Origin of the sequence: uncultured Kluyvera sp. (assembly GCF_902485085.1) — a bacterium.
Taxonomy (GTDB): domain Bacteria; phylum Pseudomonadota; class Gammaproteobacteria; order Enterobacterales; family Enterobacteriaceae; genus Kluyvera; species Kluyvera ascorbata.
Genome location: NZ_CABTJS010000085.1, coordinates 1 through 15,038, shown reverse-complemented (window position 1 = coordinate 15,038; position 15,038 = coordinate 1). Strand labels below are relative to the sequence as shown.

The following is a 15,038-nucleotide window of genomic DNA, read 5'->3' as shown; positions in this document are numbered from 1 at the left end:
TCCACGATTGGTTGCATTTCGTTAAATGCTTTCAGTGCAGTAGCTTTGTCGCCAGCTTCGATAGCTGCGTATACTTTCTTGATGAAAGTACGCATCATAGAGCGACGGCTAGCGTTGTGTTTGCGAGCCTTTTCAGACTGAACGGCGCGCTTCTTAGCTGATTTGATATTAGCCAAGGCCAACTCCCAAATGTGTTCTATATGGACAATTCAAAGGCCGAGGAATATGCCCGTTTAGCCTTCTTTTGTCAATGGATTTGTGCAAATAAGCGCCGTTAATTTGACAACGCTGCATTACGTATTGATGGCGCAGGATTCTACCAGCTTGTGGGCAACGAATACAGTCTTTCTGGCACAAAAATCACGCATGTCGGCCATATTTTCTTACCTTTCCAGCGGATGCTGATGAAAACATTCCTTCTTTCCGCCGTCAGGCGTAATCGCGGGTTAACGTGGCGGGTTGTACAAGGTATACTCTGACGATTTTCACTCTTTTGAGCCAGACATGAAGCTGATACGCGGCATACATAATCTCAGTCAGGCACCACATGGGTGCGTACTGACCATTGGTAATTTCGACGGTGTGCATCGCGGGCATCAGGCGTTGCTGCAAGGCTTACGTGCCGAGGGCAGAGCGCGCGGTTTGCCTGTGGTGGTGATGATTTTCGAACCGCAGCCGCTGGAGCTTTTCGCGGCTGACAAGGCCCCTGCCCGCTTGACGCGGCTGCGTGAAAAATTGCGTTATCTGGCCGAGAGTGGAGTGGACTACGTCCTCTGCGTGCGCTTTGACCGTCGCTTTGCGGCGCTGACCGCGCAGGACTTTATCAGCGAACTGCTGGTGAAGCGCCTGGGGGTGCAGTTCCTCGCCGTCGGCGATGATTTCCGCTTCGGCGCTGGTCGTCAGGGCGATTTCTTGTTATTACAGAAGGCTGGCGCAGAGTTTGGTTTCGATATCACCAGTACCGAAACCTTCTGCCACGGTGGCGTGCGCATCAGCAGCACCGCAGTGCGTCAGGCGCTGGCTGAGGATAACCTCGAACAGGCCGAAAGCCTTCTGGGCCATCCGTTTATCATCTCCGGGCGCGTGGTGCACGGTGATGAGCTAGGCCGAACCATTGGTTTCCCGACGGCGAATTTACCGCTGCGTCGTCAGGTGTCCCCGGTAAAAGGGGTCTATGCGGTGGAAGTGATGGGGCTGGGTGATAAGCCCCTGCCGGGCGTGGCGAACATTGGTACGCGCCCGACCGTTGCTGGCGTTCGTCAGCAGCTAGAAGTGCATTTGCTCGACGTTGTAATGGACCTTTACGGTCGCCATATAGATGTAGTACTGCGTAAAAAAATACGCAACGAACAGCGATTCGCCTCGCTGGATGAACTAAAAGCGCAGATTGCGCGTGATGAATTAACGGCCCGCGAGTTTTTTGGGCTTTCAAACCCGGCTTAAATGCCTACGTAAATATACGGAACCGAGAATCTGATGAGTGACTATAAATCAACCCTGAATTTGCCGGAAACAGGGTTCCCGATGCGCGGCGATCTCGCCAAGCGCGAACCGGGAATGCTGGCGCGTTGGACTGATGATGACCTGTACGGCATCATTCGTGCAGCCAAAAAAGGCAAAAAAACGTTCATTCTGCATGATGGCCCTCCATATGCGAACGGCAACATTCATATTGGTCACTCGGTTAACAAGATTCTGAAAGACATTATCGTGAAGTCCAAAGGACTTTCCGGTTATGACTCTCCGTACGTGCCTGGCTGGGACTGCCACGGCCTGCCTATCGAGCTGAAAGTTGAGCAGGAGTTTGGCAAGCCGGGTGAGAAATTTACCGCTGCCGAATTCCGCGCCAAGTGCCGCGAATACGCCGCAACTCAGGTTGATGGTCAACGTACCGACTTCATCCGTCTGGGCGTGCTGGGCGACTGGCAGAAGCCATACCTGACCATGGACTTCAAAACCGAAGCCAACATCATTCGTGCGCTGGGCAAAATCGTTGCTAACGGCCACCTGCACAAAGGTGCGAAGCCAGTGCACTGGTGCGTTGACTGCCGTTCTGCGCTGGCAGAAGCGGAAGTTGAGTATTACGACAAAACCTCCCCGTCTATCGACGTGGCGTTCCACGCAGCCGATCAGGATGCGGTAAAAGCGAAATTTGGCGCCGCCAACGTGACCGGCCCAATCTCGCTGGTTATCTGGACCACTACCCCGTGGACCCTGCCAGCGAACCGCGCTATCTCTCTGGCGCCTGATTTCGACTATGCGCTGGTGCAGGTAGACGGCCAGGCGCTGATTCTGGCAAGCGACCTCGTTGAGAGCGTAATGAAGCGCATCGGCGTGAGCGACTACACCATTCTGGGCACCGTCAAAGGCGCCGAGCTGGAACTGCTGCGCTTCACCCATCCGTTCATGGGCTTCGACGTTCCAGCTATTCTGGGCGACCACGTGACGCTGGATGCCGGTACCGGTGCGGTACATACCGCCGGTGGCCACGGCCCTGACGACTACGTGATCAGCCAAAAATACGGTCTGGAAATTGCTAACCCGGTTGGCCCTGATGGCGCTTATCTGGCGGGCACCTACCCAGAACTGGACGGTGTGAACGTCTTCAAAGCTAACGACAAAATCGTTGCGCTGCTGACTGAAAAAGGCGCGCTGCTGCACGTCGAAAAAATGCAGCACAGCTACCCATGCTGCTGGCGTCACAAGTCACCGATCATCTTCCGTGCGACCCCGCAGTGGTTCGTCAGCATGGATAAAAAAGGCCTGCGTATTCAGTCTCTCAAAGAGATCGACCGCATTGAGCAGGAAGGCCTGGCGAAAGAAGATCTGAGCGGCTGGATCCCGGCCTGGGGTAAAGCACGTATCGAATCCATGGTCGCAAACCGTCCTGACTGGTGTATCTCCCGTCAGCGTACCTGGGGCGTACCAATGGCGCTGTTCGTGCATAAAGACACCGAAGAGCTGCACCCGCGCACCACCGAGCTGATGGAAGCGGTAGCCAAGTACGTTGAGAAAGACGGTATTCAGGCGTGGTGGGATCTCGACCCGCGTGAAATCCTCGGCGACGACGCAGACAACTACGTAAAAGTGCCAGATACCCTGGACGTGTGGTTCGACTCCGGTTCAACCAGCTACTCCGTTGTGGATGCGCGCCCTGAGTTCGGCGGTCATTCTGCGGACATGTATCTGGAAGGTTCTGACCAGCACCGTGGCTGGTTCATGTCCTCCCTGATGATTAGCGTTGCCATGAAAGGCAAAGCGCCGTATCGCCAGGTACTGACCCACGGCTTCACCGTCGATGGTCAGGGCCGTAAGATGTCTAAATCTATCGGTAACACCGTTTCTCCGCAGGACGTGATGAACAAACTGGGCGCGGATATCCTGCGTCTGTGGGTGGCATCAACCGACTACACCGGTGAAATGGCGGTATCGGATGAAATCCTGAAACGTGCTGCCGACAGCTATCGTCGTATCCGTAACACCGCGCGCTTCCTGCTGGCGAACCTTAACGGTTTCGATCCGCTGAAAGACATGGTGAAACCGGAAGATATGGTGGTGCTGGATCGTTGGGCCGTAGGTTGCGCTCAGGAAGCGCAGGCTGACATCATGAAAGCCTACGAATCCTATGACTTCCACGAAGTGGTACAGCGCCTGATGCGCTTCTGCTCCGTCGAAATGGGCTCGTTCTACCTCGACATCATCAAAGACCGCCAGTACACCGCGAAAGCGGACAGCGTGGCGCGTCGTAGCTGCCAGACTGCGCTGTACCATATCGCAGAAGCGCTGGTTCGCTGGATGGCGCCAATCATGTCCTTCACCGCTGACGAAATCTGGGGCTACCTGCCAGGTAACCGCGAGAAGTATGTCTTCACCGGCGAGTGGTACGAAGGTCTGTTTGGCCTGGCCGACAGCGAAGCGATGAACGATGCGTTCTGGGAAGAACTGCTGCAGGTTCGTGGCGAAGTGAACAAGGTCATCGAGCAGGCGCGTGCTGATAAGAAAGTCGGTGGTTCTCTGGAAGCGGCAGTGACCCTGTACGCCCAGCCGGAACTGGCGGCCAAGCTGAACGCGCTCGGCGACGAATTACGATTTGTCCTGTTGACCTCCGGGGCGACCGTTGCGGATTATGAAGCGGCAACCGCTGATGCCCAGCAGAGCGAACTGCTGAAAGGGCTGAAAGTGGCGCTTAATAAAGCCGAAGGCGAGAAGTGCCCGCGTTGCTGGCACTACACTCAGGACGTCGGTAAGGTGGCGGAACACGCAGAAATTTGCGGACGCTGTGTGAGCAACGTGGCCGGTGACGGCGAAAAACGTAAGTTTGCCTGATGAGTAAATCGATTTGTTCAACAGGGCTACGCTGGCTGTGGCTGGTTGTAGCCGTGCTGATTATCGATCTGGGCAGCAAATACCTGATCCTCCAGAACTTTGCTCTGGGGGAGACGGTTTCGCTGTTCCCGTCGCTTAATCTGCATTATGCGCGTAACTATGGCGCGGCGTTTAGCTTCCTGGCCGACAGCGGCGGTTGGCAGCGCTGGTTCTTTGCGGGTATCGCTATCGGTATCTGTATTGCGCTGGCGGTGCTGATGTATCGCTCTAAGGCCACGCAAAAGCTGAACAACATTGCCTACGCGCTGATTATTGGCGGCGCGCTGGGTAACCTGTTCGACCGTCTGTGGCACGGCTTCGTTGTCGACATGATCGATTTCTACGTCGGCGACTGGCACTTTGCCACCTTCAACCTGGCCGATACCGCAATCTGTATCGGTGCAGCGCTGATCGTGCTGGAAGGTTTCCTGCCGAAAAAGCAGGCGTAATCAAATAAGCGCAGTCTGTAGCCCGGCCGAGCGTAGCGACGCCGGGGAATTACAGGCTACGCTATCTAATAACAATAATCGTCATTCCAATGTCGTAAGATAAAAGGCTGTCCCTGCATGTCTGATTCGATTCAAAGTAATAGCGCAGTGCTGGTGCACTTCACGCTGAAACTGGACGATGGCTCTACCGCTGAGTCGACCCGTAACAACGGCAAACCGGCGCTGTTTCGTCTGGGCGATGCCTCCCTGTCTGAAGGGCTGGAGCAGCATCTTCTCGGCCTGAAGGCCGGGGACAAAAAATCCTTCTCCCTGGAGCCTGACGCGGCGTTTGGTATTTCGACGCCAGATCTTATCCAGTATTTCTCTCGCCGCGAATTTATGGATGCGGGCGAACCGGAAATCGGCGCTATCATGCTGTTCACCGCAATGGACGGCAGCGAGATGCCGGGCGTGATCCGCGAGATTAACGGTGATTCCATCACGGTTGATTTCAACCACCCGCTGGCGGGCCATACCGTTCATTTTGATATTGAAGTACTGGAAGTCGATCCGGTACTGGAGGCGTAACATGCAGATCCTGTTGGCCAACCCACGCGGCTTTTGTGCAGGCGTTGACCGCGCTATCAGCATTGTTGAAAATGCGCTCGCCATTTATGGCGCGCCAATCTACGTTCGTCACGAAGTGGTGCATAACCGCTACGTGGTGGATAGCCTGCGCGCACGCGGCGCCATCTTTATCGAGCAGATTAGCGAAGTGCCGGATGGCGCTATCCTGATCTTCTCCGCCCACGGCGTTTCTCAGGCCGTGCGCAATGAAGCGAAAAGTCGCGACCTGACGGTCTTTGACGCGACCTGCCCGCTGGTCACCAAAGTACATATGGAAGTGGCGCGCGCCAGCCGTCGCGGCGAAGAGTCGATTCTTATCGGTCACGCCGGTCACCCGGAAGTCGAAGGCACCATGGGCCAGTACAGCAACCCGAAAGGGGGCATGTACCTCGTTGAGTCGCCGGAAGATGTACTTAAGCTGGCGGTGAAAGACGAGAGCAAGCTGTCGTTTATGACCCAGACCACGCTCTCGGTGGACGACACCTCCGACGTTATTGACGCGCTGCGTGACCGCTTCCCGAAGATCGTCGGCCCGCGCAAAGATGATATCTGCTACGCCACTACCAACCGCCAGGAAGCCGTGCGATCGCTCGCCCAGCAGGCGGACGTAGTGCTGGTTGTCGGTTCGAAGAACTCTTCCAACTCCAACCGTCTGGCCGAACTGGCGCAGCGGATGGGCAAAGCGGCCTATCTGATTGACGATGCGTCCGACATCCAGGAAGCCTGGGTAAAAGAAGCCACCTGCGTTGGCGTCACCGCCGGGGCATCCGCGCCGGATATTCTGGTGCAGAACGTTATTGCCCGCCTGCAATCATTGGGTGGCGGCGAAGCGATCACCCTTGAAGGCCGCGAAGAGAATATCGTCTTTGAGGTGCCGCGCGAGCTGCGTGTGGATGTTCGTGAAGTCGAGTAAATTAATTCTCCCGCAGATGTGAAAAAATGCCAGGCTTAACGTCTGGCATTTTTTATGGAGAAAACATGCGTCTGCCTATCTTCCTGGATACCGACCCCGGTATCGACGATGCCGCGGCGATTGCCGCCGCGCTGTTCGCCCCCGAGCTGGATCTCCAGCTGATGACCACCGTCGCCGGCAACGTCTCCGTCGAGAAAACGACCCGTAACGGCTTGCAGCTGCTGCATTTCTGGAATGCGGATGTGCCGCTGGCGCAGGGTGCGGCCGCGCCGCTGGTTCGCCCGCTGCGCGACGCGGCGTCGGTGCACGGCGAATCAGGCATGGAGGGCTATGATTTTGTCGAGCATAACCGCCAGCCGCTGGCAAAACCGGCGTTTCAGGCCATTCGCGATGCGCTGATGCTGTCACCGGAGCCGGTCACGCTGGTCGCCATTGGCCCGCTGACCAATATCGCGCTACTGCTGACGCAGTACCCTGAATGCCGCTTCAATATTCGTCGACTGGTGATTATGGGCGGTTCTGCCGGGCGCGGTAACTTCACGCCAAATGCCGAGTTTAATATCGCTATCGACCCGGAAGCGGCGGCGCTGGTGTTCCGCAGCGGCCTGGAGATTGTGATGTGTGGGCTGGACGTCACCAACCAGGCGACGCTCTCGCCGGAATATCTGGCCTCGTTGCCCGCGCTGAATAAAACCGGCGCCATGCTCCACGCGCTGTTCAGCCACTACCGCAGCGGCAGTATGCAGAGCGGCCTGCGCATGCACGACCTGTGCGCGATTGCCTGGCTGGCGCGTCCGGCGCTGTTTACCCTGCAAAGCTGCTACGTCGCCGTAGAAACTCAGGGGCAATATACCGCCGGGACAACGGTGGTGGACATCGAAGGGAAACTTGGGCAGCCAGCTAACGCGCAGGTGGCATTGGGGCTGGATGTCGAAGGCTTCCGCCAATGGGTTGCTGAGGTCTTTGCACTAGCGCCGTAATGGTGTTTAGCGATGATGCTGCGGTAGCTTCTCGCTCAAATAATCAATCATCGCCCGCATTCTGGCGGGCATATGTTGGTTACGCGTCCATAAGAGCCAGAGATCGCCGCTGTAGTCGCTGATAAACTCCCACTCTGGTAGCACTTGCACTATCTCACCGTTAGCCAGCGATTCCCGTGCGGTAAACAGCGGCAAGCTGCCGGTTTTTCACCGCATCCAGCCGCACGCCGGTATGGTTGGCGGCGTAGCGTCCGTGAGTTTGAATCGTCTCGCTTTTCTCACCGAGGCGGAATTTCCAGCGTGAATCGGCGGGCGTTTCACCAAGGCTGATACAGCAATGTTCGCGCAGCGCCTGAGGGGAATCGGGCGTGCCGTATCGGCGCAAATACGCCGGGGTTGCGCAAATCACGTGGCTTACCGGCATCAACGCTTTGCCATACAGACCGGGGGAGGGGGACTGGCTGATGCGTAGCGCCAGGTCGACGCCATCGTCAATCAAATCCATATAGCGGTCCTCAAGACGCAGGCACACGTCTACGTCCGGATAGCGCTCAAAAAATTCGGCCATCAGCGGGTGAATCACAAAACGTCCCACCGCTTTCGGTACGCTAACGGTCAATTTACCCTGTGCCACTTGCTGGCGGCTACTGCCAGAATCCATCGCCATTTGGGCCGCATTAAGCATCTCCTGAGCATGTTCGTACACCATCTTGCCGGTATCACTCAGCGCCAGCTTACGGGTGGTGCGGTGCAGCAACTTGCTGCCAAGCGCCCGCTCAAGACGGGACACGCTACGGCTTATCGCTGAAGGCGTTGCCCCGGTCGCTTTGGCCGCAGCGGTAAAGCTGCCCTGGTCGATAATCAACACGAAGGTGGCAAGGTCAGGTAGAAGATTAGGATTCATTTGTGCGTACCAGGCAAAGATGCATTGAGTGAGCGCAGGATTATCGACGCAGATAAAGTGAATATACTCTTCTCACCAAGAGGAGAACACTTATGACTGAACGTCTTTATTACACCAGCGATAACACTGAAGGCAGAGCTAACGTGCTGAGCTGTACGCCAGAGCCGGACGGGCGCTACGCGGTGGTGCTGGATAGCACCCTTTTTCACCCGCAGGGCGGTGGGCAGCCTGCGGACGCGGGCTGGATTGATAATCAACCGGTTGAGACGGTGCAGTCACGTGGTGACGAAGTGCTGCATATTGTGGCAAAACCGCTATCCGTCGGTGCCGTGAATCTGCGTGTGGACGCTGCGCTGCGGCAACTGCATGCCCGGCTGCATTCTGCGGGGCATCTGATTGGTCTGGCGGGAACGGAATACGGCTGGCATCCGGTGAAAGCGCACCATTGGCCCAATGAGGGGCGTATTACTTTCGCTGCCGGTGGAAACGGCACGCTGCCGGATGCGCCGTCGCTGCTGGCGAAAATCAGCGCCTGGCAGGCGGAAAATCTTGCCCGACAGGTGACCTTCGCCGACGGATTGCGGCAGGTTGGGTTTGGTCATCTCCCGGCTTACCCATGCGGAGGAACGCACGTTGCTCATCTTTCGGACATCGGGCCGGTGACGATTACCCAGGTGAAGCTGAAAAAGGGGCAGATGATCGTCAACTATACGCTCGAGGCGTAAAACGCACCTGGCGAAATTATCTTCGCGGATTCGCTGGCCAACGCTCGGTTTTCCCGTTGTTTTTCCATTGTCTCGCGCCATCCTGAGCGCGTTTGACTTCTTTCCTTTGCTGCGGCAATGATTCATCCTGCGGGATGAATCATGTCTTTTACTGATATTCCTCTCTGTTTATCATTAAATTCTAATTATCGGCGTTTTCGGCTGGCGACCCTGTTGTGGGCTGGTTACTCTGAAAACGATTTACGCAATTTTAACAAAAGAGAATAGCTATGCATGAAGCACAAATCCGCGTCGCCATTGCAGGCGCTGGCGGGCGCATGGGACGGCAGTTAATCCAGGCAACCCTGGCGATGGAAGGAGTTCAATTAGGGGCTGCGCTGGAGCGTGAAGGCTCTTCTTTACTGGGCAGCGATGCTGGTGAAATGGCGGGTGCTGGTCAATCTGGCGTCACCGTTCAGAGCAGCCTGGAAGCGGTAAAAGATGATTTTGACGTGTTCATCGATTTTACCCGTCCGGAAGGCACGCTGGCACATCTGGCGTTTTGCCGCCAGCATGGTAAAGGCATGGTCATTGGCACCACCGGCTTCGACGATGCCGGTAAGCAGGCCATTCGCGACGCTTCACAAGAGATTGCGATCGTTTTCGCGGCCAACTTTAGCGTCGGCGTTAACGTCATGCTTAAGCTGCTGGAGAAAGCGGCGAAAGTGATGGGCGACTATACCGATATCGAAATTATTGAAGCGCACCACCGCCATAAAGTGGATGCACCATCGGGTACGGCACTGGCGATGGGTGAAGCGATCGCCGGGGTGCTGGACAAAGATCTGAAAGACTGCGCAGTCTACTCGCGCGAAGGTTATACCGGTGAACGCGTACCGGGCACCATTGGTTTTGCTACCGTTCGCGCCGGGGACATTGTTGGTGAACACACTGCGATGTTTGCCGATATTGGCGAGCGTGTAGAGATTACGCATAAGGCTTCCAGCCGCATGACGTTTGCTAACGGTGCGGTAAGATCGGCTCAGTGGCTCAAGTCTAAGAAAAATGGTCTTTTTGATATGCGTGATGTGCTGAATTTGAATGAATTATAAGTATTTATTACCCATCGTGATGTGGTTATTGTAGTCATAATTACTTGATTACACAGGGCAATATTTTATTGCCCTTTATTTTGCCTTTTGTTTTATGATTCTGTTTTGAGTTTGGTGTTTTTATAAGTTATCTATCGAAAATGTGTTGGTTAAATGTAAATTTTGACCATCCGGTCTACTTTTTTATGCTCCCCGCTGAAATTTAACACTCTTCCTGCTCCGCAAGCGTTTTCTACAATGAGTTAGTTGATCTTTTTGATGGCTATCGCCTTGCTGTCACATCAGTGGCGCAAAATAATAATAAAAATTGTCCTTTAAGGTAGACATTTGCCGAGGCTGTCACTAGAATGCCGCCGTTTGCCAGAAATTCATCGGTAAGCAGATTTGCATTGATTTGTGCCATTGTTATGAATTAATATGCAAATAAAGCGAGTAAATATTCTCTGGAGGGTGTTTTGATTAAGTCAGCGCTATTGGTTCTGGAAGACGGAACCCAGTTTTACGGTCGGGCCATAGGGGCAACGGGTTCGGCGGTTGGGGAAGTCGTTTTCAATACTTCAATGACCGGTTATCAAGAAATCCTCACTGATCCTTCCTATTCTCGCCAAATCGTCACCCTTACTTATCCCCATATTGGTAATGTCGGCACCAACGCCGCCGATGAAGAGTCCTCTCAGGTTCACGCTCAGGGTCTGGTTATTCGCGACCTGCCGCTGATTGCCAGCAACTACCGCAACACCGAAGACCTCTCTTCTTACCTCAAACGGCATAACATCGTGGCGATTGCCGATATCGATACGCGTAAGCTGACGCGACTGCTGCGCGAGAAGGGCGCTCAGAACGGCTGCATCATCGCAGGCGATAATCTGGATGCTAAGCTGGCCTTAGAAAAAGCCAAAGCGTTTCCAGGCTTAAATGGGATGGACCTGGCAAAAGAAGTGACCACGGCTGAATCCTACAGCTGGACGCAGGGTAGCTGGACACTGGCGGGTGACCTGCCGGAAGCCAAGTCCGAAGAAGAGCTGCCGTTCCACGTCGTTGCCTACGATTTTGGCGCGAAGCGCAACATCCTGCGCATGCTGGTTGACCGCGGCTGCCGCCTGACGGTGGTACCGGCGAAGACCTCCGCCGAAGAAGTGCTGGCGATGAATCCAGACGGCGTGTTCCTGTCTAACGGCCCTGGCGACCCGGCGCCGTGCGACTACGCCATCGACGCGATTGAAAAATTCCTCCAGACCAACGTTCCGGTGTTTGGCATCTGCCTCGGCCATCAGCTGCTGGCGCTGGCGAGCGGTGCGAAGACCATCAAGATGAAATTTGGTCACCACGGTGGTAACCACCCGGTGAAAGACATGGACAAGAACGTGGTGATGATCACCGCGCAGAACCACGGCTTTGCGGTTGATGAAGACTCGCTGCCGGCCAACCTGCGCGTAACCCACAAATCTCTGTTCGACGGTACCCTGCAGGGGATTCACCGTACCGATAAACCGGCGTTCAGCTTCCAGGGCCACCCAGAGGCGAGCCCAGGCCCGCACGATGCGGCACCGCTGTTCGACCACTTTATCGAGCTTATTGAGCAATACCGTCAGTCCGCGAAATAATCAGGAGTAATAAGAGCCATGCCAAAACGTACAGACATAAAAAGTATCCTGATTCTGGGCGCGGGCCCGATTGTTATCGGTCAGGCGTGTGAGTTTGACTACTCCGGTGCCCAGGCGTGTAAAGCGCTGCGCGAAGAGGGCTACCGCGTCATTCTGGTGAACTCCAACCCAGCTACCATCATGACCGACCCGGAAATGGCCGATGCCACCTACATCGAGCCGATTCACTGGGAAGTGGTGCGTAAAATCATCGAAAAAGAGCGTCCGGATGCGGTTCTGCCAACGATGGGCGGCCAGACCGCGCTGAACTGCGCGCTGGAGCTGGAGCGTCAGGGCGTGCTCGAAGAGTTCGGCGTGACCATGATTGGTGCTACCGCCGACGCGATTGATAAAGCAGAAGACCGTCGCCGTTTCGACGTCGCGATGAAGAAAATCGGCCTCGACACCGCGCGTTCCGGTATCGCGCACACCATGGAAGAAGCGCTGGCGGTTGCCGCTGACGTTGGCTTCCCATGCATCATCCGCCCAAGCTTCACCATGGGCGGCACCGGTGGCGGTATCGCTTACAACCGTGAAGAGTTCGAAGAAATCTGTGAACGCGGTCTGGATCTCTCGCCAACCAACGAGCTGCTGATTGATGAATCGCTGATCGGCTGGAAAGAGTACGAGATGGAAGTGGTGCGTGACAAAAACGACAACTGCATCATCGTCTGCTCTATCGAAAACTTCGATGCGATGGGCATCCACACCGGTGACTCCATCACCGTCGCGCCAGCGCAGACCCTGACCGACAAAGAATACCAAATCATGCGTAACGCCTCGATGGCGGTACTGCGTGAAATCGGCGTAGAAACCGGTGGTTCTAACGTGCAGTTCTCGGTGAACCCGAAAGACGGTCGCCTGATTGTTATCGAAATGAACCCGCGCGTATCCCGCTCCTCGGCGCTGGCCTCGAAAGCGACCGGCTTCCCGATTGCTAAAGTGGCTGCCAAGCTGGCAGTGGGTTACACCCTCGATGAACTGATGAACGACATCACCGGCGGCCGTACCCCGGCTTCCTTCGAGCCGTCCATCGACTACGTTGTGACTAAGATTCCACGCTTCAACTTCGAGAAATTCGTTGGCGCTAACGACCGTCTGACCACGCAGATGAAATCTGTCGGTGAAGTGATGGCGATTGGCCGCACGCAGCAGGAATCCCTGCAGAAAGCGCTGCGCGGTCTGGAAGTGGGCGCGACCGGCTTCGACCCGAAAGTGAGCCTCGACGACCCTGAAGCGTTGACCAAAATCCGCCGCGAACTGAAAGACGCAGGCGCTGAGCGTATCTGGTACATCGCCGATGCCTTCCGCGCAGGTCTCTCCGTCGACGGCGTGTTTAACCTGACCAACATCGACCGCTGGTTCCTGGTACAGATTGAAGAGCTGGTACGTCTGGAAGAGAAAGTGGCGGAAGTGGGCATCAACGGCCTCGACGCTGACTTCCTGTTCCACCTGAAACGCAAAGGCTTTGCCGATGCGCGTCTGGCAAAACTGGCGGGCGTCCGCGAAGCGGAAATCCGTAAGCTGCGTGACCAGTACAACCTGCACCCGGTCTACAAGCGTGTGGACACCTGTGCGGCGGAATTTGCTACCGACACCGCTTACATGTACTCCACCTATGAAGAAGAGTGCGAGTCCAATCCTTCCGTTGACCGCGATAAAATCATGGTCCTCGGCGGCGGCCCGAACCGTATCGGTCAGGGTATCGAATTTGACTACTGCTGCGTACATGCCTCGCTGGCGCTGCGCGAAGACGGTTACGAGACCATCATGGTCAACTGTAACCCGGAAACCGTCTCTACCGACTATGACACTTCCGACCGCCTGTACTTCGAGCCGGTAACCCTGGAAGACGTGCTGGAAATCGTGCGCATCGAGAAGCCGAAGGGCGTTATCGTACAGTACGGCGGCCAGACCCCGCTGAAGCTGGCGCGTGAACTGGAAGCCGCAGGCGTACCGGTTATCGGTACCAGCCCGGATGCTATCGACCGTGCAGAAGACCGTGAGCGCTTCCAGCATGCGGTTGACCGTCTGAAGCTGAAACAGCCAGCCAACGCCACCGTGACCGCGATTGAACAAGCGGTTGAGAAGGCAAAAGAGATTGGCTACCCGCTGGTGGTGCGTCCGTCCTACGTTCTCGGCGGCCGTGCGATGGAAATCGTCTACGACGAAGCTGACCTTAAGCGCTACTTCCAGACCGCCGTCAGCGTTTCCAACGACGCGCCGGTGCTGCTGGACCGCTTCCTCGACGATGCGATTGAAGTCGACGTCGACGCTATCTGCGACGGCGAAATGGTGCTGATTGGCGGCATCATGGAGCACATCGAGCAGGCTGGCGTTCACTCCGGTGACTCCGCGTGTTCCCTGCCGGCCTACACGCTGAGCCAGGAAATTCAGGACGTGATGCGTGAGCAGGTGCAGAAGCTGGCCTTCGAGCTGCAGGTTCGCGGCCTGATGAACGTGCAGTTCGCGGTGAAAGACAACGAAGTCTACCTGATTGAAGTCAACCCGCGTGCGGCGCGTACCGTACCGTTCGTCTCCAAAGCGACCGGCGTACCGCTGGCGAAAGTGGCGGCGCGCGTGATGGCAGGGAAAACCCTGAAGCAGCAGGGCGTGACCGAAGAAATCATCCCACCGTACTACTCGGTGAAAGAAGTGGTGCTGCCGTTCAACAAATTCCCAGGCGTTGACCCACTGTTAGGGCCAGAAATGCGCTCTACCGGGGAAGTGATGGGCGTGGGCCGTACCTTCGCGGAAGCGTTCGCTAAGGCACAGCTTGGCAGTAACTCCACCATGAAGAAACAGGGCCGTGCGCTGCTCTCCGTTCGCGAAGGCGATAAAGAGCGCGTGGTTGACCTGGCTGCTAAGCTGCTGAAACAGGGCTTCGAGCTGGATGCAACCCACGGTACCGCGATTGTACTGGGTGAAGCGGGTATCAACCCGCGCCTGGTGAACAAGGTGCATGAAGGTCGTCCGCACATTCAGGACCGTATCAAGAATGGCGAATACACCTACATCATCAACACCACCGCAGGTCGTCAGGCGATTGAAGACTCCAAGCTGATTCGCCGCAGCGCGCTGCAGTACAAGGTGCATTACGACACCACCCTGAACGGCGGCTTCGCGACGGCAATGGCGCTGAATGCGGACGCGAAAGACAAAGTCACTTCCGTACAGGAAATGCACGCACAGATTAAAAAATAAGTGCGAGCAATAAAATAAAACGCCGGGCAGATGCCCGGCGTTTTTTGTTGTCACCCCTAAACCACCTCCTAGGGAGGTGGTGATTGATCCTGTAAGGCTATAGCCTGAAGAATGCCCATGCCGGAATATCTCTGCTTACTCACCACAAGTAAAAGGAG

General features: G+C 55.9%; 11 protein-coding genes and 1 pseudogene. 10 read left to right on the top strand and 2 right to left on the bottom strand.

Features of this window, described 5'->3' with window-relative positions; translation table 11 throughout:
• Positions 1–176: 30S ribosomal protein S20 (gene rpsT, locus RDN66_RS09950; protein ID WP_308537821.1), on the bottom strand; the 176-nt coding region annotated here is incomplete at its 3' end.
• A 328-nt stretch (positions 177–504) separates the two neighbouring features.
• Between rpsT and ribF the strand changes: the two genes are divergently transcribed.
• The 6 genes from ribF (at position 505) to rihC (ending at position 7,313) form a co-directional block, all read left to right on the top strand.
• A complete protein-coding gene (ribF, locus tag RDN66_RS09945) occupies positions 505–1,443 on the top strand; it encodes a bifunctional riboflavin kinase/FAD synthetase (protein ID WP_035894917.1) in 939 nt (312 codons plus the stop codon).
• Between the two features lie 33 nt (positions 1,444–1,476).
• Positions 1,477–4,326, top strand: a complete 2,850-nt coding sequence (gene ileS / locus RDN66_RS09940; protein ID WP_035894916.1) for an isoleucine--tRNA ligase — start codon at positions 1,477–1,479, stop codon at positions 4,324–4,326.
• A complete protein-coding gene (gene lspA / locus RDN66_RS09935; RefSeq protein ID WP_035894915.1) occupies positions 4,326–4,814 on the top strand; it encodes a signal peptidase II in 489 nt (162 codons plus the stop codon). Before ileS ends, lspA begins: the two co-directional genes overlap by 1 nt.
• A 117-nt stretch (positions 4,815–4,931) precedes the next feature.
• Complete coding sequence (gene fkpB / locus RDN66_RS09930) at positions 4,932–5,381, top strand: FKBP-type peptidyl-prolyl cis-trans isomerase (protein WP_035894914.1); 450 nt, start codon at positions 4,932–4,934, stop codon at positions 5,379–5,381.
• A gap of 1 nt (position 5,382) precedes the next feature.
• A complete protein-coding gene (gene ispH / locus RDN66_RS09925) occupies positions 5,383–6,333 on the top strand; it encodes a 4-hydroxy-3-methylbut-2-enyl diphosphate reductase (protein WP_202216518.1) in 951 nt (316 codons plus the stop codon).
• A gap of 65 nt (positions 6,334–6,398) precedes the next feature.
• Entirely contained in the window at positions 6,399–7,313 is a 915-nt protein-coding gene (gene rihC / locus RDN66_RS09920) for a ribonucleoside hydrolase RihC (RefSeq protein WP_202216517.1), read from the top strand.
• A gap of 6 nt (positions 7,314–7,319) precedes the next feature.
• Here rihC and RDN66_RS09915 read toward each other — a convergent pair.
• Positions 7,320–8,217 (bottom strand): annotated as a pseudogene (locus tag RDN66_RS09915) (LysR family transcriptional regulator).
• A gap of 92 nt (positions 8,218–8,309) precedes the next feature.
• On the opposite strand from RDN66_RS09915, the gene RDN66_RS09910 reads away from it, so the two are divergent.
• From RDN66_RS09910 to carB, 4 genes are all read left to right on the top strand, one after another.
• Positions 8,310–8,942 carry an alanyl-tRNA editing protein gene (locus RDN66_RS09910; protein ID WP_202216515.1) on the top strand — a complete coding sequence of 211 codons (633 nt, stop codon included), beginning with the start codon at positions 8,310–8,312 and terminating at the stop codon, positions 8,940–8,942.
• A gap of 269 nt (positions 8,943–9,211) precedes the next feature.
• A complete protein-coding gene (gene dapB / locus RDN66_RS09905; RefSeq protein WP_308537820.1) occupies positions 9,212–10,033 on the top strand; it encodes a 4-hydroxy-tetrahydrodipicolinate reductase in 822 nt (273 codons plus the stop codon).
• A 455-nt stretch (positions 10,034–10,488) separates the two neighbouring features.
• A complete protein-coding gene (gene carA, locus RDN66_RS09900) occupies positions 10,489–11,637 on the top strand; it encodes a glutamine-hydrolyzing carbamoyl-phosphate synthase small subunit (RefSeq protein ID WP_035894907.1) in 1,149 nt (382 codons plus the stop codon).
• A gap of 18 nt (positions 11,638–11,655) precedes the next feature.
• Positions 11,656–14,880, top strand: a complete 3,225-nt coding sequence (gene carB / locus RDN66_RS09895; RefSeq protein ID WP_115074856.1) for a carbamoyl-phosphate synthase large subunit — start codon at positions 11,656–11,658, stop codon at positions 14,878–14,880.
• The last annotated feature ends 158 nt before the right edge of the window (positions 14,881–15,038 follow it).

What these genes read in the sequence shown, in the direction of transcription:
- fkpB (WP_035894914.1), top strand. Translation starts at nt 4,932, where the DNA reads ATGTCTGATTCGATTCAAAGTAATAGCGCAGTGCTGGTGCACTTCACG.
- RDN66_RS09910 (WP_202216515.1), top strand. Translation starts at nt 8,310, where the DNA reads ATGACTGAACGTCTTTATTACACCAGCGATAACACTGAAGGCAGAGCT.
- ileS (WP_035894916.1), top strand. Translation starts at nt 1,477, where the DNA reads ATGAGTGACTATAAATCAACCCTGAATTTGCCGGAAACAGGGTTCCCG.
- ispH (WP_202216518.1), top strand. Translation starts at nt 5,383, where the DNA reads ATGCAGATCCTGTTGGCCAACCCACGCGGCTTTTGTGCAGGCGTTGAC.
- ribF (WP_035894917.1), top strand. Translation starts at nt 505, where the DNA reads ATGAAGCTGATACGCGGCATACATAATCTCAGTCAGGCACCACATGGG.
- lspA (WP_035894915.1), top strand. Translation starts at nt 4,326, where the DNA reads ATGAGTAAATCGATTTGTTCAACAGGGCTACGCTGGCTGTGGCTGGTT.
- dapB (WP_308537820.1), top strand. Translation starts at nt 9,212, where the DNA reads ATGCATGAAGCACAAATCCGCGTCGCCATTGCAGGCGCTGGCGGGCGC.
- rihC (WP_202216517.1), top strand. Translation starts at nt 6,399, where the DNA reads ATGCGTCTGCCTATCTTCCTGGATACCGACCCCGGTATCGACGATGCC.
- carB (WP_115074856.1), top strand. Translation starts at nt 11,656, where the DNA reads ATGCCAAAACGTACAGACATAAAAAGTATCCTGATTCTGGGCGCGGGC.